At 33.1% G+C, this 21,273-nt stretch carries 21 protein-coding genes and 1 tRNA gene; 5 read left to right on the top strand and 17 right to left on the bottom strand.

Features of this window, described 5'->3' with window-relative positions; translation table 11 throughout:
- Position 1 precedes the first annotated feature (1 nt).
- The 12 genes from C4S29_RS06620 to C4S29_RS06565 all read right to left on the bottom strand — a co-directional run bounded on the left by C4S29_RS06620 (position 2) and on the right by C4S29_RS06565 (position 11,241).
- On the bottom strand, positions 2-574 hold the full coding sequence (locus C4S29_RS06620) for a DUF3347 domain-containing protein (protein ID WP_103913350.1): 573 nt from the start codon (positions 572-574) through the stop codon (positions 2-4).
- 37 nt (positions 575-611) lie between these two features.
- A complete protein-coding gene (locus C4S29_RS06615) occupies positions 612-3,209 on the bottom strand; it encodes a multicopper oxidase domain-containing protein (RefSeq protein WP_103913349.1) in 2,598 nt (865 codons plus the stop codon).
- A gap of 245 nt (positions 3,210-3,454) precedes the next feature.
- Positions 3,455-3,922, bottom strand: a complete 468-nt coding sequence (locus tag C4S29_RS06610) for a DUF3347 domain-containing protein (protein ID WP_103913445.1) — start codon at positions 3,920-3,922, stop codon at positions 3,455-3,457.
- A gap of 92 nt (positions 3,923-4,014) precedes the next feature.
- Positions 4,015-4,392: an HYC_CC_PP family protein gene (locus C4S29_RS06605; RefSeq protein ID WP_159969832.1), complete on the bottom strand. Its 378-nt coding sequence runs from the start codon at positions 4,390-4,392 to the stop codon at positions 4,015-4,017.
- 388 nt (positions 4,393-4,780) lie between these two features.
- A complete protein-coding gene (locus C4S29_RS06600; protein WP_103913347.1) occupies positions 4,781-5,038 on the bottom strand; it encodes a heavy-metal-associated domain-containing protein in 258 nt (85 codons plus the stop codon).
- A 105-nt stretch (positions 5,039-5,143) separates the two neighbouring features.
- Complete coding sequence (locus C4S29_RS06595) at positions 5,144-6,493, bottom strand: APC family permease (RefSeq protein WP_103913346.1); 1,350 nt, start codon at positions 6,491-6,493, stop codon at positions 5,144-5,146.
- A gap of 103 nt (positions 6,494-6,596) precedes the next feature.
- Complete coding sequence (locus C4S29_RS06590; RefSeq protein WP_103913345.1) at positions 6,597-6,896, bottom strand: DUF5676 family membrane protein; 300 nt, start codon at positions 6,894-6,896, stop codon at positions 6,597-6,599.
- Positions 6,897-6,912: 16 nt separating this feature from the next.
- The gene (locus tag C4S29_RS06585; RefSeq protein WP_103913344.1) at positions 6,913-7,131 is read right to left on the bottom strand and encodes an SHOCT domain-containing protein; all 219 of its coding nucleotides are present in this window, start codon (positions 7,129-7,131) and stop codon (positions 6,913-6,915) included.
- A 549-nt stretch (positions 7,132-7,680) separates the two neighbouring features.
- Positions 7,681-8,238, bottom strand: a complete 558-nt coding sequence (locus tag C4S29_RS06580; protein WP_103913343.1) for a helix-turn-helix domain-containing protein — start codon at positions 8,236-8,238, stop codon at positions 7,681-7,683.
- Between the two features lie 281 nt (positions 8,239-8,519).
- Positions 8,520-8,936 (bottom strand): hypothetical protein, encoded by a 417-nt coding sequence (locus C4S29_RS06575; protein WP_103913342.1) that lies wholly within the window; start codon positions 8,934-8,936, stop codon positions 8,520-8,522.
- Positions 8,937-9,444: 508 nt separating this feature from the next.
- A complete protein-coding gene (locus tag C4S29_RS06570) occupies positions 9,445-10,401 on the bottom strand; it encodes an L-threonylcarbamoyladenylate synthase (RefSeq protein WP_103913341.1) in 957 nt (318 codons plus the stop codon).
- A gap of 3 nt (positions 10,402-10,404) precedes the next feature.
- Complete coding sequence (locus tag C4S29_RS06565) at positions 10,405-11,241, bottom strand: DUF6671 family protein (RefSeq protein WP_103913340.1); 837 nt, start codon at positions 11,239-11,241, stop codon at positions 10,405-10,407.
- Between the two features lie 297 nt (positions 11,242-11,538).
- On the opposite strand from C4S29_RS06565, the gene C4S29_RS06560 reads away from it, so the two are divergent.
- Positions 11,539-13,482: an ABC-F family ATP-binding cassette domain-containing protein gene (locus tag C4S29_RS06560; RefSeq protein ID WP_103913339.1), complete on the top strand. Its 1,944-nt coding sequence runs from the start codon at positions 11,539-11,541 to the stop codon at positions 13,480-13,482.
- On the opposite strand, the gene C4S29_RS06555 is transcribed toward C4S29_RS06560, so the two are convergent.
- Entirely contained in the window at positions 13,479-14,354 is an 876-nt protein-coding gene (locus tag C4S29_RS06555) for a DUF4846 domain-containing protein (RefSeq protein WP_103913338.1), read from the bottom strand. The two genes, C4S29_RS06560 and C4S29_RS06555, sit on opposite strands and share 4 nt — an antisense overlap.
- 352 nt (positions 14,355-14,706) lie before the next feature.
- Here C4S29_RS06555 and C4S29_RS06545 point away from each other — a divergent pair, with 352 nt between their 5' ends.
- From C4S29_RS06545 to C4S29_RS06530, 4 genes are all read left to right on the top strand, one after another.
- On the top strand, positions 14,707-16,035 hold the full coding sequence (locus tag C4S29_RS06545) for a hydroxymethylglutaryl-CoA reductase, degradative (RefSeq protein ID WP_103913336.1): 1,329 nt from the start codon (positions 14,707-14,709) through the stop codon (positions 16,033-16,035).
- A 167-nt stretch (positions 16,036-16,202) separates the two neighbouring features.
- A complete protein-coding gene (locus tag C4S29_RS06540) occupies positions 16,203-16,589 on the top strand; it encodes a DUF423 domain-containing protein (protein WP_103913335.1) in 387 nt (128 codons plus the stop codon).
- Between the two features lie 146 nt (positions 16,590-16,735).
- Entirely contained in the window at positions 16,736-16,978 is a 243-nt protein-coding gene (locus C4S29_RS06535; RefSeq protein ID WP_103913334.1) for a hypothetical protein, read from the top strand.
- A gap of 141 nt (positions 16,979-17,119) precedes the next feature.
- Positions 17,120-17,377: a zinc ribbon domain-containing protein gene (locus C4S29_RS06530; RefSeq protein ID WP_103913333.1), complete on the top strand. Its 258-nt coding sequence runs from the start codon at positions 17,120-17,122 to the stop codon at positions 17,375-17,377.
- Between the two features lie 145 nt (positions 17,378-17,522).
- Here C4S29_RS06530 and C4S29_RS06525 read toward each other — a convergent pair.
- The 4 genes from C4S29_RS06525 to C4S29_RS06510 form a co-directional block, all read right to left on the bottom strand.
- Positions 17,523-17,596: transfer RNA gene (locus tag C4S29_RS06525), tRNA-Met, on the bottom strand.
- Between the two features lie 51 nt (positions 17,597-17,647).
- Positions 17,648-18,934, bottom strand: coding sequence for a TlpA family protein disulfide reductase (locus C4S29_RS06520; protein WP_103913444.1), 1,287 nt, complete (start codon positions 18,932-18,934; stop codon positions 17,648-17,650).
- 64 nt (positions 18,935-18,998) lie between these two features.
- Entirely contained in the window at positions 18,999-19,241 is a 243-nt protein-coding gene (locus tag C4S29_RS06515; RefSeq protein ID WP_233740499.1) for a hypothetical protein, read from the bottom strand.
- A gap of 31 nt (positions 19,242-19,272) precedes the next feature.
- Positions 19,273-21,183: a T9SS type A sorting domain-containing protein gene (locus tag C4S29_RS06510; protein WP_103913332.1), complete on the bottom strand. Its 1,911-nt coding sequence runs from the start codon at positions 21,181-21,183 to the stop codon at positions 19,273-19,275.
- Positions 21,184-21,273 lie beyond the last annotated feature (90 nt).

The following is a 21,273-nucleotide window of genomic DNA, read 5'->3' as shown; positions in this document are numbered from 1 at the left end:
TTTAGTTTAATTCCTTTTTCATACTTCCACAAGTCATCATTTTACTGCCTAAATATGGGTTTTTAACTTCTTTACTTTCACTTAACCAATTGCTACCACCATCGTACATTGGGCAGTTCATTTGATACACTTTACTGTCCGCACCGGTGATTGCGATCATATCAGTAATGTCTTTTGTTAATATTTTAAAATGTTCTCTTTGATGGTCTATTTCACTTTCGCTGATATGCTCCGCATTCTCTTTCGCATCTGCGATAATATCTTTCAGATCTTTCTGCTGCGGTGCAGTATATTTACTCATATCAAAACTGTTCAAAGAAGCGCCTATCGCAAGTCCTGCTTTTGCAGCATCTTCTTTATTTGTTGCTACTAATGCGTTTTTTAGCGTCATATAATCTGCTACAATCTGTTTTGCACTGGATGATTCCGCACCGGTTTTTGCCATTTCATTGTTATTCATAGCCGTACTTTCTACTGCAGTTTCTTTCGTAGATTTATTTTTATTACACGAAAACGCGGAAAAACTTAATAAAACTGCTGTTGCAACTGTTGCTGTAATTTTTAGATTTGTCATTTTTTAAAATTTAATTATTAATATATATTTGATTTATTTAAAATCTGATGGAAAGTCCACCACCTGCGCCATAGCGATTATCATAATTTCCCATTAGAGAAAAGTTTCTGGAAAGGAAATACTCGGCACCAGCACTCCAAACTGTTTCTGACTCGAAATTTTTACCTGCTGGAAATTTATTTACAAAACCGAAATCCATCTGATATTCATAATAGCCAAAAACTGCAAAGCGTGGAAAAATCATTATACTTCTGCCAATGGATATTTGTGGTCTCAAATCACTGTCCACTCTTGCATCAAGGCTGAAGAGGTAAGGCGTTAAATATCGCACTCCGATAACAGCCGTTGTTTTGAGATCTTTCACACTGTTTCGGGTCTTATTTTCAACATTTACTCCACCGAAAACTCTTAAATAATCGTGCAGGTAACGCTCGTAAGTAATTTCTCCCTCAAGATTTTTATTCCATCCGTACTCAAAAGAGCCATTGAGCTGGTTTCTGATATTTGAACTTGTGAATCTGTATGAAGCCATATTAGATGCAACGTCAAGCAAAGACCACGTGTAGAATTTATCTGTTTCATTAACAGCAGTTTTCAAGGGGAAATTTTTCATTTTTGGATCACGGGGCGTATCATAACTTACAACCCTCGCCATTCCTCCCATCAAATGATATAGTATATGACAGTGTAAAAACCAGTCGCCGTTTTCATCTCCGTTGTTGCCACTAAATTCTATGGTTACTTGCTGCATCGGTGGCACATTTACGGTATGCTTCAAGGGTGAATAGTCTCCGTTTTTATTTATTACTCTAAAAAAGTGACCGTGCAGGTGCATCGGGTGATGCATCATGGTTAAATTATTAAAGGTAATTCTGGTAACTTCTCCACCGCTAATTTTAATTTTATCGGCTTCACTCAATGGTACTCCGTTCATGCTCCAGATATAGCGGCTCATATTTCCAGTAAGATTTAGCAATACTTCTTTTACAGGAAGATTTTTATCGAAATTTGTTTTTGTGGGAGATTTTAGGAAATCATAATTGTATTCGGAAAACATGTCCATTCCTTTCATTTTCATTCCGCCCATTTTAGAATCATTCATTGAATCTCCGGACATATCCATACCTGCCCGTCCGGCAGGCGGGTTCATTTTGTCACCATCCATTTTCATTTTGGAATGATCCATTTTAGAATCTTTGGACATATTCATCTTCATTTTACCATTTCCCATCTTCATATTTGAATTCATTTTTTTGTCTCCCATCTTCATTCCTGAATCCATTTTAGAACCGTCCATCTTCATATCTGGATCCATCTTCATATCTGAATCCATCTTCATATCTGAATCCATCTTCATATTCGGATCCATTTTTTTGTCATCCATTTTCATATCGGAATCCATCTTCATATTCGGATCCATTTTTTTGTCATCCATTTTCATGTCGGAATCCATCTTCATATCGGAATCCTTTTTTTTATCGCCCATATTCATTCCATCCATCTGCATTCCGTATTCCGCTTTCATTTTATAGCGTTCATCTTTGTTTGGGCGGTATTTTAAAGCGTGCGCACCCATTTTCATATCCATTTTCGCCATTTTCTGCATCATCTCGATTTTATCTGGTTTTGGAAGTACTTCCGCGGGAAGTATTTTTCCCGCTCCGAAATAGGCAGAAGTTATTCCTGATCCATCCTGCGCCATTGCTCTTAACTCGATTTTTCCATTCTGCGGTACCGTGATGATAAAATCATAAGTTTCAGCGATTCCGATAAATGTTTTGCTGTGTGCAACGGGAACGACATCATTTCCGTCTGCAGATACCAGCATCGGTGCCTTTCCACCGAAAGTCATCCAGAATTGTGTAGATGCGGAACCATTAATTATCCTTAATCGTATTTTTTCTCCGGGTTTATAATCAGAATAATCTACGGATTTTTCTCCATTAATTAAAAATGCGGGGTAATAAACATCTGCAATATCAGCACCTTCCATTCTTTGTCTCCAGAAATCCAATTGTGCTCCTAAAGCACCGCGCGCAATTACTTTATTTAAAGGTGTTGCAGTTCCTTTTTTCATTTGATACCATTCATTGCCACGTTTCAAATTACGCAGAACGTTCATTGGTTTTTCATTTGTCCAGTCAGAAAGCATTAAAACTAAATCTTTGTCATAATCCAAAACTTTCTTTTTAGGATTGATGACTATTGACCCAAAAACACCGCTTTGTTCCTGCAACATGGTATGGGAATGGTACCAATACGTACCGGATTGTTTTAACGGAAATTCATACTTAAACGTAGTCCCAGGTTTAATAGGTGGCGTAGTCAAGTAAGGTACACCATCATAGAAATTAGGAAGCAATATTCCGTGCCAGTGCACAGAAGTTTCCTTATCCATTTCATTTTTCACGTAAATTACGGCGTATTCTCCTTCCGTGAATGTAAGTGTTGGACCAGGAATTGTACCGTTGACGGTCATTCCCTTCACCTCTTTTCCTGCTTTGTTCACCATTTCTTCTTTGATGGTCAAAGTGTATTCATGAACCGGCAGATGGTCCACATTTCCTTTTTGCTGTGCAAAAACTGTGTTTAAGCAACCTAAAAAGATGATGAGTAAGTAATTTAATTTTTTCATTGATATTTTGATTTCATCCGTAAATTTAATCTTAAACTGAAATTTGTTATGTAATAATTAGGTTTAAGATTGGTACAATTCGGTTGTGCAGATGGATTTTTTGAGACTTAATATTGAGTAATTAATAAGGAAGATATTTGCAATTTCTTTATTAAAGTAGAACCTACTCTTTGGAATAAATCCTACTTTAATTCAGAAATTATTAAGGCTTTTTTTTAAATTGATTAAAAAAAACCTTAATTGAATTATTTTAATTCAGACTTCACGCTTCCGCAAGTAAGCATCGCACTACCGTAAAAAGGATTTTTAATTTCCTTTTGTTCGCTTAACCAAGAAGCGTCCTGCATTGGACAATAGAGAACGAAAACAGAATCTGCCAATTTAAAGTTTTTGGCCACAGCAATCATATTTGCAGATAATTTTGCGAAAGATTCCCGCTGGGTTTCTATACTTCTGCTTTCTGCAATGGTGGATGCATCTTTTCGAAGAACGTCCAGATTTCCTTCAGACAAAACTTTATAATCTACCATAGAAGCAGATTTTATAAACTCGTTTGCGGCTTTTGAAGCACCATCGGAATTGTCTGTTACCAAGGCGTCTTTGATGCTGATATAGTTTTGATAAAGTTTGGAAATTGAGGCATCAGTTGCTTGTGCTGATAAAGTAAAAACTGAAAATATTGAGAATAGTGCGGTGAAAATTAATTTTTTCATTGTAATAATTTTAGATATTTTAAAATAAGGGAAGTCCAAAATTCTGGACATGATTAATCGTCATTCTTCAAAAGAAAAATGAGGTCTATATTTTAAATTCTAAAATTACAGTAGGAAATGAAGAGCGGTAATTCGGGCCTATCGGGTGGCGCATTTACCAAAATCGAAAATTGATTGCGCTCTAAAACAGGCAGTAAAAAATCTGCATAGAAAACTTGCGGAATAATGGCTGCAAAAGGTGCATCAGCAATAAAAGAAATATCTGCCTTCTGCGCGGTATCTGTTTTTAAAACTTTAACCTGGTCTTTGCAGCAGTCTTTCATCTTCTTTTTACCACAGAGTCCGCAGGTGTTGGTGGAATTTGAAAACGATGTAAAAACCTTATCCATACAATAATGGACATTATAAACCATTCCGGATGAAAATCCGAAATAGAAAACTGTGAACATTATTGCTAAATACTTTTTCATGAGGTTGTACAAAGATACAAAACAGAAAGAAAATGATTTATATAATTACATATTTTATTGGTAAAATTCGGTATTTCCTATTTTAAATGTGAGTGATGTAATATGTTAAGACAACAATCAAATTCATATAAAAGTGGCGTGCCGGTTCCGATCTCAACTTTCTCTATATTACTATGAGGAAATCTTGCATGTTGATCGCATCGACTACTCTTTTACCAATGACGTCATATCCTATTAGTCCTATATTCTTCATTTTGTTGTGTTTAAAATTTAACTTTACAATAATTTGATCTGATAAGAAAGCATATTAAGTAAACAGGAAAAATAAATTTTCACCTTCTTCAACCTGCCTACTTCACATACTTTTAAAATTTTTTACGGATTCTCATTAGCCACAACCACAGCCACCGGATTTTTTTGGTGCACTTTCATCCTCGGATTTTCCAGCAATACTGTAATTTCCCGCTTCAGACAAAGCATGCATTAAATCTGCGTCACTTACGGAGTGATTGGTCTCTAAATTGGCAACGGGCGGATTAAGAGTAACATTTACTGATTCTACGCCATCAATTGATTGAAGCGCTTTTTCTACAGATTTTACACAACCTCCGCAGGTCATGCCGTTAATTTCTACTAATTGGTTCATAATGATGTATTTAAATTGTTAAAAAATTGTTTTATTATAAATTTGTCTTTTTAATTTGATTAAAGAAATCTCTGCGATTTCAGTTTTGTACCCTTGTAACTCATTCTATTTTTCTGCATCTGCTTCGTCTTCCATTCCCATTGCCATTTCCCCTCTATCATTGGTGTGGGAAGCCATAAATAATCGCTCCGCAATTAATATTAAAACAATCCCAATCGCTGCCACAATTAGTATGAAAGCATCACTCAAATATTTTATATAGAGAAAAGCAGAAAGTATGGCGACGTCCATTACAATTGCAATTAGTGGAATAGCAGGTTGAAATTTCACTTCCTTCCTCAAATGCTTAAACAAACCCCAGTGAATCGCAATATCCATGATTAAATAAAAGATGGCTCCTATCGATGCTATTCGCGTTAAATTGAGCAACATCGTGAGCAAAATTGCGAGCGCCACAGTAAAGATGAGTGAAGGGTTTTTAAAATTTCCCATCCGTTTTAATGATGGCACCTGTTTCATACTGCTCAACATTCCTAATAATCTGGAAGAGGAAAAAACGCTGGCTATCACTCCTGAAAATGTTGCTATAATGGCAAGTAAAATGGTGATCCAGGAACCCCAAACTCCAAAAACCGGTTTTGCAGCAGCAGCCAAAGCATAATCTTTTGCTTCGATAATTTCAGGGATACTTAATCCGCCTGCCACAGAGAGAGCCAACGTGACATAAATAAAAGTACAAAGCACAATAGAGATTATTATGGAACGTCCGACATTTTTATGTGGATTTACAATATCCCCACCTTGATTAGTAATGGTGGTAAAACCTTTATAAGCAAGAATGGCTAGCGCTAACGCTGCGATAAAACCAAAACTTTGCGGCAATTCTGCAGCATTTTTAGCAACATAATCGCCTTTAATATCTACAAGTCCTGAAACGATGAGTCCTGCAACTGCGAGTAATGCAATACCTGCGACCTTTATGATTGCGGTAAAAGTGGCGGTTGCGCCAATTACCTTATTTCCTAAAATATTAACGATGTACGCCGTTACCAAAAGTAAAACACCAAGAATCGAAGCGTAACCCGAAAAACTATCCGGAAAGAGTCGAAGTGTGTACGCTCCAAAAGTTCCTGCAACTAAACTTTCTGAAACAACCATTGAAACGTACATCAAAAGAGAAAAAACTCCTGTAGTCGTTCCGGGTCCATAAGACTTATTTAAAAATTTCACCACGCCACCTGAAGAAGGAAACGCATTAGAAAATTTCACGTAAGAATAAGAACTAAATCCGACCACTATTGCACCCGCGACGAAAACTATGGGAAATAAATCTCCTACTAATTCTGCAATTTGTCCCATCAATACAAATATCCCCGCCCCAATCATGACTCCCGTTCCCAATGAAATGGAACCTATGAGTGAGAGTTTATTTTTTTCTGTGAGGGCATTTTTCATATTTAAAATCTGTTTTTATTTGATTTAAAGAATTGGTGAAAACAATTGAGATTTCCAATTATGTCGTTGATTAGGAATCTTAATCTAGCAAACTTATTAGAACTTAAAAACTCTCTGTTGATTTTATATCGTGTGTTTTGATCTGCGCGTTGTAAAAAGCCGCAATGAAAGCACCCACAATAAATCCTAAAATAAATGTTTGTAAGATTCCAAGTAAGGCTTCCGATAAAGACACGTTCATTCTAATGATGGTCGAAACATCAAGGCCGTGCAATAAACTGTTGAAAAATACAATTGAGCCTTCTTTTCCGGCCGTTGCCATAACCAGCATACAGCCCAAGTAAATAATTGCACCTGTAAGCCCTAAAGCAAATCCCAGTTTTTTTACATTTAATTTGTACATAATATTTTTTTAAAGGTTAAGTAGCCGAATTGATAATTGTTTTCGCCTCATTAAATTCCTCTTTACTTATCTCACCTTGGGCAAATCGTTTTTTCAAGATGTCTAATGGACTTTCTTTTTTACTTTTTTGGTAAGGAATATCTGCAGGAATAAAAAATATCCAGGCGATAAAGAAGAACCATAAAATCCACCATATTAGGTGCATACCTCCAAAACTTCCGTCGTAATAATTCATAATTTTTGTTTTTGTTTGTTAATAATTTGTTTCTGTTATTTTTGCAAGTGATAAATGTTTATTCTATACTTAATAAAGTTGTTGCTTTTCCCTAAATATAGTGGTGTATGTTTGCAATAAACCAGTAGTTCAATGTGCGGCGAAGTAAACTGCAATTTGGCTACAGTGTAGAATTTTGATTAATTTTGATGTCACGGATAAAAAGAATCTTGATAGAACTGCCGAAGACAATGTTTATCGTATCAATCTTGAAGAGAACTTTTAGCGTCGAAATATAACATCAACTCTTCTTTGATGCCTTTCTCCTCTTAAAAGTTTGCTGAATAATGTCGGAGCATAGATGCTCAATGCAACTTGGGTTTTATTACTTCCAAGATTTACTTTTGTTTGGAACAAAATCGACTTTACAAAATAATTTGCAGAGATTTTTTACATTGCTTTCAAAGGAAACCCTTGAAAATTAAATGTTTAAGTCTTTAGATAATTATTTCTTACTATACAAATGTAGGTACTATAATTTCTAATTCTTGGTAGAATTCGGTTTATTACTTACACAATATCATCAATAGATTTTCTGTTCCATTTTCGCAGGTTTTTAAATTCCGTCATAGACATGCCTGTTTCGTGTTTAAATTGTTTCGCCAGATGTCCGCTATTATTATAATCTAGACTGTAGGCTATCTCTGAAAAATTCATTTCTCCCAACTGGATCATTTCCTTTACTTTTTCCATCTGTAAATTAATTCGGTATTTTTCAATGGTTATGCCTTCATTTAAACTAAATAATTTACTTAATACAGGATAAGACTTATTAAAAATGGCACTTAAAAATGCAGAAAGATTGGAATGGTCCTGTTTGTCGACTTTATTAATAATTGCTATTTTTATTTCTTCTACCAATACGTCTGTTTCTTCTTTGAGCACTTCAAAGCCCAATTTATTTAAAGAAATTGTAAGTTTTGCAATATCAAAAGACGTAATATTATTTAAAACTGCCTGTCCTAATTCAAGAGAATCAATATCAAAACCTAAAGTTTCAATTTCCTTTTGTACGGCTGTTTTGCAACGGTAACAAACCATATTTTTAATATATAATGTTGTTTTCATAGATTTTTTTTATAATTGGGATCACGATCTAATGCCTTTGAATAATATGAAAATATCCTATACTGGATAAATTCTTCAAAAAATTACATTATGAATTTTGGTTAGAATAGATTGAATAAGAAATTATACAGGAAAATTGAATAGTTTAGAATAACTATTTATAATTCGAAACATCTCATTTAAATAGTTGAAGTGTTAAATTCAAACCTATTTAAAACAAATAATAAGAATACAGATATTTCTGTACAAAACGCAATTTTGGCTGTAAGGAGAAAAATCTATCATATTTTTGGCGGTTGCCAAATTGGGTAAATTCCTGCTAAATAGTTAGAGTTTATGTAGAAAAAGAAACTTTTTTCTAAAAGCGACAAATCAGTATTATTATTTTGCACTTTGAAATTTTCCAATGTGCCTGATGCGCCTGAACCACCAGTAAAACAAGAACTTACATTGCAATTACCATTGCAATCAGCATGACCACAACCTTTGGTTTTTTTGTCGCAACATCCTTCTATGCACGTTCCACTTTCACATGAACTTTCTAATTTAGAAAAAGTGGCAATGATATGAGTTTTTACTTTCTTCAACTCTTTAGTTGCTTGATAACTTTCTTTTTGGCAAGCATCAATACTAGTTGGAACTAAAAAAAGTCCTAATAGAAATATAAAAGATATCGATTTGAAATAATTCAGCATCATTATTTAAGAGATATGCAAATTTAACTATTTATTTATATAAAAAAACAATAATAGCCTAATGTTTGACAATTCACTTTTTTAATATTCTAAAACTGTTTAAATAAATATTTGAAGTTATCTTTATATTGTTAATTTTCATTCTATAGCCGCTCAACTTACATATGCGTTTAAGTTTTGAGAAACTATGGTGTAGAATCATTTTTCAACAAGGCAAATTTTTTTATTATCTGAAAGTTTTTAAATTTAAACATTCTCCTGTAGTTGTTTTTTTAAAAATATAATTTAAACAACCTCTAATTTTTAGTCCCCGTTTTCAAAATCGGGGACTAAATTTGGTTTCGTTCAGAGTGTTTTATAGATATGTAGTGTTGTTTTAATTTTTGTAAAACATTCAATATCAGTAAAATAGTTGTGTAGTGTTGTGTACTGTTGTTTAACTTTAATCCCTGTGGGTCTGCAATTTTATATACAACGCCTTGATTTTCAGGGCGTTTTTTCGTTATATACCTTATTCGAAAGAAGCACGAGATAATTTATCATTAAGAACACGTCCTAAACCGGTATCAGGAAAGGGTTGCGAAATAATAACTTCAAGATTCATTTCATCCATCAAATGCAAAGATTCATAAAATCTAAAGGTGGCTTCCTCTAAATTCTCACTTTCAGATAAAATTATTTGTTGAAAATTATCTGGTAATTTTAAGTTAGATTGACCAAAAAGTAAAATACCCGCTTTTTTATTTTTATTTTTTGAAATTTCTTCGGCAATATTTTTAGTAAAAATTAAAGGCGTTTTGGGGGCGTAATGTTTTAGAAGCATCCCTGGTGCTTCTGGGCTATCATTATTTTTATTAAAAATAGTAACTTTTTTAGTTATTTTTTTTATTTCTTCAACAGAAATTCCGCCAAGGCGATAAATAATCACTTCACTATTATCAAACCCAACAATTGTAGATTCTACCCCAGTTTTACAAATTCCACCATCCAAAACCATTTCAATGTCGCTCCCAAAATAATTCTCAACATGTTGTGCTTTTGTCGGGCTTATCCTTTTGAAAGGATTCGCACTTGGTGCTGCCAAAGGAAATTCTAAACGTCTCAAGAGCGATAGTGCCATCGGATGATTTGGTATCCTTACTGCTACAGTTGGTTTTCCAGCAGTGATTAAGTCTGGTATGCAATCTTTTTTAGGTAATAAAAGCGTTAACGGACCTGGCCAAAATGCAGTTGCCAATTTTAAAGCAATTTCAGGAATTTCAGAAGCAACATTTCCTAATTCTTCAATACTTTTTAGATGAACAATTAAAGGATTAAAAAGTGGTCTTTTTTTTATATTAAAAATATTATTTATTGCTTTTTCACTAAAAATATTACCGGCCAAACCATAAACGGTCTCGGTAGGAAAACCAATCACACCATCATCTTCTAATATTTTAACGGCTAAATCTAAATCTTTACTAATCATTTTTTATGGATTACATATATCGCAAAATTCTGCACTTTGAACAAAAACTTTATTCGGAAAATATTCTTCTTTACTAAAACTGCATTTTTTACATGAATAAATATAACTTAAGGTTCCTTTAGTTGGAAAATGGCATTCTTCACATGGCAAACCTTTTTTAACTTCGATGACCGAAAAACCTGGTATTTTACAATTTGGGCATTTAGAATGTATCTGTTTTACCAAATCAAGCGTTGCCTTCTCAATCACTTTCATACGTGTAGGATTATAAAGCGCCCTCATATCTGTCTCTGCATACACTTTTCCGTCTTCACCACTTAATTTCTGATATGCTAAATCTAAGTCGTATGAATCTGTAATTCCTTTTACGATATTCGAAAAATCATTTTTATCTTTTCTTAAAATTAAAGCATGCGCCGGAAATCCTACATTATTTGCGAATTCATGTAATTCTTTTTCACAATTTACAAATTTCGCATTAAAATTAGTTTCAAGACTAAGATTTCGACCAATAATTTCAAAATTATTTTTTTTATCAATAAAAATAACAAATTCATCATCGGCATATGAAAAAAACACTGTTGGATGCGGCCCAAACGAACCTTCGCTCGCAACCGCCAAATCACAATTAGAATATTCCATTGCTTGAAGACATTTTTTTCTAACCGTCTTAATCGGATCTTCTTTCCGTTCAATCTCGCCAGTAAACGTACCCAATTCGTCAGTATCAAAATTGCTAGAAACTACACAATTTACGCCTAATTCTTTTTCTAGCAAAGGCGCAATCACTTTTTCCTTTTCATGTTTAGTCACAATTAATAAGGTTCGTCCTTGAAACATAAGTCTTAAATTAAATCATTAGAAATTGCTTCACAATTCCCAACAGCAACTATATAATTAAAATTTCATTTGCAAAAATGAATAAATTTATTCATTAATTATTATTTATATGTTTTATATTTCTCATAAATTACATTAATACCTTTACATCAAATTGATTGATATATATTGCATTTTATCATCAATCAAATCAATTTTAAGACATATTTAAAGATAAAATAAAAAGCATTTTCAAATCCCTTGAAAATCACTACTTTTGCAAATTCAAAAAACAGTTTAATTTTAAATTTTTAAAGCGTGCTTTCAGTTCAGGGCTTAGGTCTTCATCACTCGGGAAATTATTTATTTTCAAACGTAAATTTTACCATCAAAAAAGATGATAAAATTGGTCTTGTTGGGAAAAATGGTGCCGGAAAATCAACGCTTTTAAAAATGTTTACCGGCGGAATTAACTTCTATGAAGGCACAATCGTTCCCGAAGGAAATATTACCATCGGTTTTTTAAAACAGGATTTAGATTTTGTAAAAGGAAGAACCGTTTGGGACGAAACCATGCAGGCTTTTGAACAAATCAATTTACTTAAAAATGAACTGGATGAAGTTAATGAACAACTAGCAACAAGAACCGACTACGAAAGTGATGATTATGCGCAACTCATCCAAAGAATGACGGATTTGAATGATTTGTTGATGCATCACGACGCTTATAATCTTGAAGGCGACGTAGAAAAAGTGCTTTTTGGTCTCGGTTTTAAAGCCGATGATTTCAAAAAAATTACTGATGAATTTTCCGGCGGTTGGAGAATGCGAATTGAACTGGCAAAATTGTTACTTCAAAAAAATGATTTATTACTTCTCGATGAGCCAACCAACCATTTGGACATGGAATCCATCATTTGGCTGGAAGATTTTCTTAAAACTTACAATGGCGCGATTGTTTTGGTAAGTCACGATAAACAGTTTATGACGTCGGTTTGCAACCGCACTTTTGACATCAATAATAAAAAAGTGGATGATTATAAAGCCAATTATTCCAAATATTTGGAACTAAGCAAAGAGCGAAAAGAAAAGCAGATTCAGGCGAAGAAAAATCAGGATGTGGAAATCAAGCAAATGGAAGACAACATCAACCGTTTTCGCGCGTCTGCTACCAAATCTTCTTTTGCCCAATCTTTAATTAAAAAATTAGATAAAATTGAACGCATTGAAGTGGATAACGAAGATGTTTCTAAATTCAATATCCGTTTCGTGCAAAGCATTGTTCCCGGAAAAGTGATTTTTGAAGCCAAAAATTTAGGAAAATCATACGGCGATAAACAAGTTTTTGATGGCGTAGATTTCTTTGTAGAGCGTGGTGAAAAAATTGCTTTGCTTGGACAAAATGGACAAGGGAAAACCACTTTAGCCAAAATTTTATCGGGTGAAATTAAAGATTATACTGGCGAATGGAATCTTGGTCACAACGTAAATATTGGTTATTTTGCACAAAACCAAGAAGAAGTTTTAACGCCAAATAAAACCGTTTTAGAAGAAGCGGAAGACGCTGCAACCGAAGAAACGCGACCAAGAGTTCGGGATTTATTGGGAAGTTTTCTCTTCCAAGGCGACGATGTAACGAAAAAAACGAAAGTACTTTCCGGTGGGGAAAGAAACCGTTTGGCTTTGTGTAAATTACTTTTGCGTCCGTTCAATGTTTTAATTATGGATGAGCCGACGAATCACCTGGATATTCAGTCCAAAGAAATTATAAAACTGGCTTTAAATAAATATGAAGGCACTTTAATTGTGATTTCCCACGACCGTGAATTTCTTCAAGGTTTGGCTGATAAAATCTTCGAATTCCGTGATGGAAGAATGAAAGAATTCCTTGGTAACATTGATGAATACTTAGAATACCGACAAAAGGAAAGCATCCGAGAGATTTCTGCGGAACGTTCTAAATTGCAATTGGAAAAAGATGCAAACTCGGTTTCTGCGAAAAAAATTGCAGTTGAAAAACCATCAACCGACAACCACCAACCGACAACTTTAGTTAGCAAAGAGCAGAAAAATCTCATCAATAAAATAAAAAAAGTAGAAGAAAAAATTACAGAATTGGAAACTGAAGTTGAAACTTTAGAAAAATCTTTTACCACAGAAAATCCTTCAGAACAAACTTTAGAAAATTACAATTCTAAAAAAGAAGAATTGAATTTGGCTTTGGAAGAATGGTCGTTTTTGGCGGATCAAGTTGAGGTTTAAAAACTCCTAAAATTAGTAGGTTTAAATAAATACCGTGCAGTTTCTGTTTCGGTATTTTTTGTGTCTAATTTATACCAAGGCGAAATTTCTGGCTGAAAAGAATTTTTCACAATATGAATGGATTGAGCAGGTGTATAACCTTCGCCAAGCAAAAATAATTTTTCTTTTTTATCATTTTCCGCGACTGCTGCAATAAAAACGACGTGTCCCGGACTTCCTGCTGTGATTAAAATATCACCAGTTTTTAAACTCGAAGTTTTTAAAACAGGAAAAGTTTCTTTATTTAATGAAATAGTTCCCGCATAATTAAAAATTAAATCTAAATATTTTCTGAAATTTTGGTAAGAATCATCAAATTTTTCAGTTGTTTTAAAACTTACTTTGTTTCCATTTACAAAAGCACGAGCGCCGTTCTTGTAATCATTCCAGGTCATCAAATCGCCGTTGGTAAAATGGAATTTTATGTCATTAAATTGTTTGGTTTTATAAAGATATTCAGCTCTCAATCTAATAACAGCATCGGCGCATTGTTGCAAATCTTTTGTTCCAGTATCAATATCAAAAATAGCTTCATGCAAATTTTGAGTGGAAATTGGCGCTCCATCATATTTTAAAATCTTACTTCCGTATGGTTTAAGTTTAAAATTTTCAATAAAAGCGCCAAAACTGCCTTCTTTTTCAGTATTTAATTTAAAATTTTCTGGCGGAAAAAATCGGTCTTTTATGGTTAAACCGTTTTTATTAATTAAATTTTTAACTTCTGAGGTTTCTTTTATTTGAGAACTTTTAGAGATATTTGAAACAGAATTTGATTCTTTTTTATTACAATTTATAAAAATCAAAAATAGAAGTAAAAGCCGTAAATTTTTCATGTTTAAATTTAATGAAAATAATCTTCAAAACGAGTAACCTTGTAAAGGTTTAAAACCTTTACAAGGATTTTCAAAACGTTAAATTCCAGTTAAAATTGCTGCGAATATAGAAGTAAAAACCAAAAGTTTTTCATATTTAAATTTAATGAAATTTTTTGATTGATTTATATTTGGATGATTTATTTTTTAAAAGAGTATTTGACATTCCGAAGAAATTTAGGCGGCTTAGATTCCTTCGGAATGACAAAATGGTGGTAAATTTAGACAAATTGAATCATCTGAATTTTAAACTAAACCTTAATCTAAACCTCATCCTAAAATTCCTTATCTTTGAAATTCAAATTCAATTTCTATGAATCACACGCCGGTAGAAGGTTTTTCTAAATTATCAAAAGAGCAAAAAATCGATTGGTTATTACAGGAATATTTAAATAATAACGAAGATTACAAAAAAGTTTTAGAACAGTATTGGAATGAAGATGCAGCCTTGCAAAAACTGCACGATGAGTTTTCTGAAAACACCATTTCCAATTTTTACATGCCTTACGGAATTGCGCCAAACTTCCTCATAGACGGAAAATTACTCGCACTTCCAATGGCGGTTGAAGAAAGTTCTGTCGTTGCAGCGGCGTCAAAATCTGCAAAATTCTGGTTGAATAAAGGTGGTTTTAAAACTACCATCATCAATACAGAAAAATTGGGTCACACGCATTTTATCTTAAATGTTGAACCGCATAAAGTGTTGCATTTTTTTAATTTTAAATTAAAGAAAAAATTGTTTGAAGCCACAGAAGCGATTACCAAAAATATGCGAAATCGCGGCGGCGGCATTTTAAATATAAAACTGATTGACAAAACCGCAGATCTAGAAAATTATTTCCAACTGAAAGCGAGTTTTGACACGGTGGATTCGATGGGCGCAAATTTCATTAATTCTTGTCTTGAACAGTTTGGAAAAACTTTGAAGGAAGAAGTTTCAAAGAATGATGAATTCACGGAAGAAGAAAAAAATTCTTTACAAATTGTGATGAATATTCTGTCGAATTATACGCCGCATTGCATTGTAAGAGCCGAAGTTTCCTGCAAGATTGAAGATTTAAAAGACGACAGCGGAATTTCTAATGAAGAATTTGCTTGGAAATTTAAACAAGCCGTAACCATTGCAGAAATTGAACCTTATCGCGCGACCACGCACAACAAAGGCGTAATGAACGGCGTAGATGCAGTCGTAATAGCAACTGGAAATGATTTTCGGGCAACGGAAGCGTGCGCACATGCTTTCGCCGCAAAAACGGGAACTTATAAAAGTTTGACGCATTGCACAATTGATAATGGAATTTTTAGATTTTGGATCGATTTGCCTATTTCTGTCGGCGTTGTCGGTGGTTTAACTAATTTGCACCCTTTGGTGAAATTTTCTTTGTCGCTTTTGGGAAAACCTTCCGCGCAAGAATTGATGAGTATTTTGGCAGTTTCCGGTTTGGCGCAAAATTTTGCTGCGCTGCGTTCTTTGGTGACGACGGGAATTCAAAAAGGGCACATGAAAATGCATTTGCTAAATATTCTAAACCAAATGGGCGCAACGGAAGATGAAAAAGCCCATTTCGTGAATTATTTTAAAGATAAAACCGTGTCTCACCATGAAGTTATTGACGAGTTTAACAAAATGAGAAATCAATAATATGTTTGGATTAATATTAAGTTTCGCGATTCTTTCTTTCGGATTTTATTTAAGAGCCACTACAAATCCTGGCTTTCAAAGTTCTAAAAAATTCGCGTGGATTTTTATAGTATTGGGAATTCTCACATTTATCGGCAAACTAACCCTAATGTTTTTAAAAAAATAGAATGAAAACTTTTACATTAATATTCGGTGCCGTTTATGGCTTAATTTCAGTAATTCTTGGTGCTTTTGGTGCGCATTTATTTAAAAAAATGCTTACGATAGAAAAACTTCAAAGTTTTGAAACTGGTGTTCGTTACCAAATGTACGCGGCTTTTTTCCTGTTAATCATCGGCTTTTTCTTGAAATTTGAATCAGGCACGGAAAAGTGGATTTCCATTTTAATGATTGCGGGAACATTTCTTTTTTCCTTCAGTATTTATCTTTTGGCATTTAATGAAACCATCAATTTACCCTCAAAAATAATTGGTCCGATCACACCACTTGGCGGACTTTTTATGATTATTTCCTGGGGAATGTTGATTTGGTATTTTGTGAAAAATAAGTTTTGATGAAATTTTTAATTTGCTTTGTTTTCTTATTATTTTTTGGAACCACTAATTCTCAGAAAAAGGTAAAGAATGACTATAAATCAAAAGAAATCAATTGAATCTTTTCTTATAAAAAAGATATAAAACATCTATATATTGTAGATAGTTTGATACTTTATAAAGATAAAACATTTTATAAATCTAATTTAAATGTACATTATGATGAAATTAGCAGAGATGATTATTATGGGAATTGGGAATTATCACCAAATAAATTATTTTTAGAAATTACGAGATGTGATTCTTGTAAAAAATATTATATGCCATCTCAAATTATTTATCAAATAAAACAAGACAAACTGATTCCATTTGAACACAAATATGAAATTTTAAAATTACAATCTAGATAAAACTTTCTCGACTAAATTAAGTTGCCTTAAAAATCTGAAAATCAAATTTTATATAATTTATTTACATAAAATCTAATGCAAGTACAATCTTTTTAAGTACTTCTTTTTTACTTACAATAACTATTGTTTCATTGAAATCATATGTTTTATATTTTTGGCATCAATAAGCGACTAAAAGGAAAAGTAGAGCGAAGCATTTACTTTGAAGGCGAAATGTCTAATGCGGTTATAAAAGTATACCGCTTTTATTTCGAATTATTTTTTATTCCGTTATTTCCTTTGCACAAAACGTACAGCATTTATATACCAAAAACCGACACTTACTTTGAAAATAATTATTTTTCTAAAATGCCGGCAAAATTATTAGATATATGTAAGGATGCTGGCAGAAATTTTTAAGTTAAATACGGTTTAAACTTTGTAATTTTTCCAGATAAACAAATAACATGACACTTGAGTTCCACCGCAACTAATTTAATAACTACATTTATTAAATGAAAAATCCGCATATACTTAAAATAAATATAATGCGGATTAATTCTTGTAGCGAAGACGGGAATTGAACCCGTGACCTCAGGGTTATGAATCCTGCGCTCTAACCGACTGAGCTACCTCGCCTTATTTTTCGGTGGTGCAAAGATAAAAAATTATTGCGAGTTAAAAAATATATTATTTTAAATTTAAGAAATTAAGCACATCGCCCACATGATTGGGTTTTGCTATGATTTTATTATCTTGATCTAAAATATAATAAGTCGGTGTGGCGTGTACATTATAGGTTTCTGCGTAGGTGCTATTCCAGCCGCGAAGTTGAGCATCATTTATCCATGGTAAATCTTTAATTCTTCTCTCGTAAGAATCTTTGTCATTATCTACTGATAGGCCAATAATTTGGATATTTTGTGCCTTCATTTGCGCATATTTTTCTATTAATTTGGGAATTTCTGCTTCGCAATGTGAACATGTAGATGCCCAAAACAATATTATTTTTTTTGATGCTTTTACGTCATAAATAGATTTTGCTTTTGTATTGAAAGCATTTGTAAAAGTATAGTTCGCGAATTTAGCACCTATTTCCAAATTTTTACTGATGGCAATTGTACCTGCAAGCCTATCATTTATTGTGCATTTTAAATTCATGGCTTCGGCTAGATACTTCGCTTTGAGGTCTGCCATATCATAAGTATCAAAAATCTCGATTAATTCAGACAAAACGGTTTGGCCACGAGGTGTTTCAATATTAACGGCATTCAAAAGATTATCTATTGATTTAGAGACATCTGCTTTAGGTGCATTATTAAGGTAAGATACCAAAATAGGCTTTAATAGAGAAGAGGTTTCAAGCATTTCGCTAGAATTTGCAATAAAATTAATGATGTCTTTTTCTTCTACTTTTGGTGTTGTAGCGTCTGGCGCTAAAAACTTTTTATAATTTGAATTGTAAAAATCTATAAAAGGATGTTTACTTGCATCATAAGTAATATTTTGAGATAATCTCACAATTTCTTCGTTGATTGCAGTTTTAAAAGGTGACTTTGAAGTATAAAAATCATTCATTTGATAAAGAGCTGGCAAAATAATTTCCTTTTTACGCTGAATATCTTGAATATCATTCATAGTTTTGTTGGTTTCGTCAATATAGTTGACTTCTGATATTTTGTCTCCTTTCATCAGATATGAAGCTTCTATATTTTTATTTTCAGAGATTAGGTTTACCGAATTATTACCTTCAGGAATATAAACGCGAAGCATTCCTACATAAGAATCTGGGACTTTAAAAACCCATTTATTTTTGCTATTCACTGCCTTAGAAGAGAGTACGTCTTTAGACCCATTTAAAGTATATAAATATGCGTCTGAACCAGCCTTAGATTGTGCAGAACTCAAAGTAACTGTGAATTGTGCGTGTATGATAGCAGAAATAAATAATGCTACTAAAATAATTAAATTTTTCATGCTGTAAATATAAAAAATCCCACAGAAAATTCTGCGGGATTTAAAGTTAAAGTATCTTAAATAATTAATTTTTAACAAATTTAATTTTTTTGTAAAAATAGCCAATTAAAAAAACTGCTGATAAAAAAAGTACTATCTGATACATATCAATTGGTGAGGCTGCAATACCAGGTCCACCTGTTCCTCCTCCTCCAACACCTGGGGCTGGTGGCGGGGCAATTGGTTCACTTGCACTTAATGTGTTAAATAATATACTAACAAGTAGTAATAAAAAAACGCCTATTTTATTTGTAAAATTCTTTTTCATTTCGATTTTCTTAATGTGTTTCTATTACTATTTATCTTATTATTTTTGCAACTGCTATTTCTCCTTTTTCAGAAGTTGCTGTTACCACGTATGCTCTATTATCTTTGTTAAGTTGTATAACAAAATCTTGAGCAGTAGAAACATTTTTCTTTGAAAGAACTAATTTTCCACTTGCATCATAAACTTGGATTTGTGCTTTGTTCCAATTAGGATCGAATCTCACAATGTAATTATCGATTGCAGGATTATAAGTAATTTGTGTTCTATTCGCTTTTATAGTGGCGCCATCTGTACCTAGAACACCATCTGGTTTGCCATAATACAAAGAATAGTTATCTGCAGTTACAGGGATAGACTCGCCTTGTGAAATTTCTGCCACTGAACCATTTGCTGCTCTATAATAGAAACCCACACCAGTTGAAAGATCAGAATTACCATCGGGCAATAGCGCTTCATTTTCTCTAATTTGAAATTTTAGAGTTTTAATACCTGTGTTATAAAGCATCATCGGAACTGCTTTTCCTTTAAAGTTTTGCTCATTTACCTCGTTGATATACAACCAATATTTGTTTTCATAATTTGGATCAATACCACCATCGGTTGCATTTTCTTCAAAAGTCCCTATTACATTATCAGAGTTATTTACAACCTGCGTATTTAAAGCTGGATTATAGCCAGAAACACCATTGTTATAAACCACAAAGTAAGTGCGGCCCATTTCATTGCCATCAGCATCAAGAGCTATAACGCCTAATTGTTTTACTGTAGAAGTATTTGCGTTTGCATTTCTTGCTGCAGTTACCGAATATGCAGTTGCAGGATTTCTTGCTGTATCTTTAAACCTTCTTAATTTATCAAAATTCAAATTTAATGTAGCGGGTGCAACGGCAGCATTACCATCTGCAAGTTTAATAACGAAAGTCTGCAAAGGTCTAATAATTAAATTATCATAATCACCTACTGCAACACGAGGGTTACCTGTTGAAAATGTAAGATATTGTCCGGTTGTACTAAAAGTTCCCGTTGTATTACTTCTAATATATTTACCAGGTGAAAATCTAATACCTTGAATATTGCTGATGTAATTACCATCGTTTGTAAGATCGCCTCCAGTTTCAACTTTATATATACCAGATAAATCTATATTAGTTAAATAAGGATTGGAATACTGATAAATATTTTTACCGTAATCACCTGTCCATGCAGTTGCAACAAAAGGATCTTGCAAGTAACTGTTAAAATATTCATTATAAATATTTTTTCCAAATCCATTTGTACCAAAACTAGGTACATTTGAATTTGCACCAGTCAAAGTTACAGAGACACCTTCCGCAACGGGTCTACCAACTAATTTAAAAACACCAGTAGGACTACTAAAAGGTGTTGAGAAATTAATTCCTTTTGTACCCAGCATATAATAGGCCGCTGGCTCTGTCATTGCAGTATATACATCAGTATTTGCTGCCACAACATTGGGCGCATCATACTTCAAAATTTCGTTTTGTGAATATCTAATGTTAGAAAAACTTTTACCCAGTTCACTCCCTAACGAATATAGTGTTTTTTGATAAAACGGCATTCCACTTTGTTGGTAAGAACCACCATCTTCGCCTCTATATTCTTTGGTTAAGTTACCCGATAAATTAGTTTGCGTAATGCCACTAATATAAAGTTGCCCATAGTTTGCAGCATCTGTATATTTCAGCACAAAATTAGTTGCTGCTGCGGTTTGAAATTTATCTGCGGAAGAACCAACAATCATTATGTTACCATAATTATCAACTTCTCCGCTTCCAACTGTCTGAAAACCGCCGCCGTTATAGACTAAAGCATTGCTTTGAACCGTAACTAAAGCACTATTTCCTACGTAAGTTAACGGAACTTGCGCACAAATGCTAATGCCAAATAAGACTGCGCTTACTGATAATAAATATTTTTTCATCTGATTGTATTTTAAAAACAAAACTCTTAAAAGAGAATATATTTAGCTACAAAAATATAGTATTTTTATTAATCAGCAAAATATTAAGTC

The organism is Halpernia humi (assembly GCF_900108025.1).
GTDB lineage: Bacteria > Bacteroidota > Bacteroidia > Flavobacteriales > Weeksellaceae > Halpernia > Halpernia humi.
The sequence above is the reverse complement of the archived record's forward strand: the minus strand, read 5'-3'. Positions and strand labels throughout refer to the sequence as shown.

What these genes read in the sequence shown, in the direction of transcription:
- C4S29_RS06620 (WP_103913350.1), bottom strand. Translation starts at nt 574, where the DNA reads ATGACAAATCTAAAAATTACAGCAACAGTTGCAACAGCAGTTTTATTA.
- C4S29_RS06615 (WP_103913349.1), bottom strand. Translation starts at nt 3,209, where the DNA reads ATGAAAAAATTAAATTACTTACTCATCATCTTTTTAGGTTGCTTAAAC.
- C4S29_RS06610 (WP_103913445.1), bottom strand. Translation starts at nt 3,922, where the DNA reads ATGAAAAAATTAATTTTCACCGCACTATTCTCAATATTTTCAGTTTTT.
- C4S29_RS06605 (WP_159969832.1), bottom strand. Translation starts at nt 4,392, where the DNA reads ATGAAAAAGTATTTAGCAATAATGTTCACAGTTTTCTATTTCGGATTT.
- C4S29_RS06600 (WP_103913347.1), bottom strand. Translation starts at nt 5,038, where the DNA reads ATGAACCAATTAGTAGAAATTAACGGCATGACCTGCGGAGGTTGTGTA.
- C4S29_RS06595 (WP_103913346.1), bottom strand. Translation starts at nt 6,493, where the DNA reads ATGAAAAATGCCCTCACAGAAAAAAATAAACTCTCACTCATAGGTTCC.
- C4S29_RS06590 (WP_103913345.1), bottom strand. Translation starts at nt 6,896, where the DNA reads ATGTACAAATTAAATGTAAAAAAACTGGGATTTGCTTTAGGGCTTACA.
- C4S29_RS06585 (WP_103913344.1), bottom strand. Translation starts at nt 7,131, where the DNA reads ATGAATTATTACGACGGAAGTTTTGGAGGTATGCACCTAATATGGTGG.
- C4S29_RS06580 (WP_103913343.1), bottom strand. Translation starts at nt 8,238, where the DNA reads ATGAAAACAACATTATATATTAAAAATATGGTTTGTTACCGTTGCAAA.
- C4S29_RS06575 (WP_103913342.1), bottom strand. Translation starts at nt 8,936, where the DNA reads ATGATGCTGAATTATTTCAAATCGATATCTTTTATATTTCTATTAGGA.
- C4S29_RS06570 (WP_103913341.1), bottom strand. Translation starts at nt 10,401, where the DNA reads ATGATTAGTAAAGATTTAGATTTAGCCGTTAAAATATTAGAAGATGAT.
- C4S29_RS06565 (WP_103913340.1), bottom strand. Translation starts at nt 11,241, where the DNA reads ATGTTTCAAGGACGAACCTTATTAATTGTGACTAAACATGAAAAGGAA.
- C4S29_RS06555 (WP_103913338.1), bottom strand. Translation starts at nt 14,354, where the DNA reads ATGAAAAATTTACGGCTTTTACTTCTATTTTTGATTTTTATAAATTGT.
- C4S29_RS06545 (WP_103913336.1), top strand. Translation starts at nt 14,707, where the DNA reads ATGAATCACACGCCGGTAGAAGGTTTTTCTAAATTATCAAAAGAGCAA.
- C4S29_RS06540 (WP_103913335.1), top strand. Translation starts at nt 16,203, where the DNA reads ATGAAAACTTTTACATTAATATTCGGTGCCGTTTATGGCTTAATTTCA.
- C4S29_RS06530 (WP_103913333.1), top strand. Translation starts at nt 17,120, where the DNA reads ATGTTTTATATTTTTGGCATCAATAAGCGACTAAAAGGAAAAGTAGAG.
- C4S29_RS06520 (WP_103913444.1), bottom strand. Translation starts at nt 18,934, where the DNA reads ATGAAAAATTTAATTATTTTAGTAGCATTATTTATTTCTGCTATCATA.
- C4S29_RS06515 (WP_233740499.1), bottom strand. Translation starts at nt 19,241, where the DNA reads ATGAAAAAGAATTTTACAAATAAAATAGGCGTTTTTTTATTACTACTT.
- C4S29_RS06510 (WP_103913332.1), bottom strand. Translation starts at nt 21,183, where the DNA reads ATGAAAAAATATTTATTATCAGTAAGCGCAGTCTTATTTGGCATTAGC.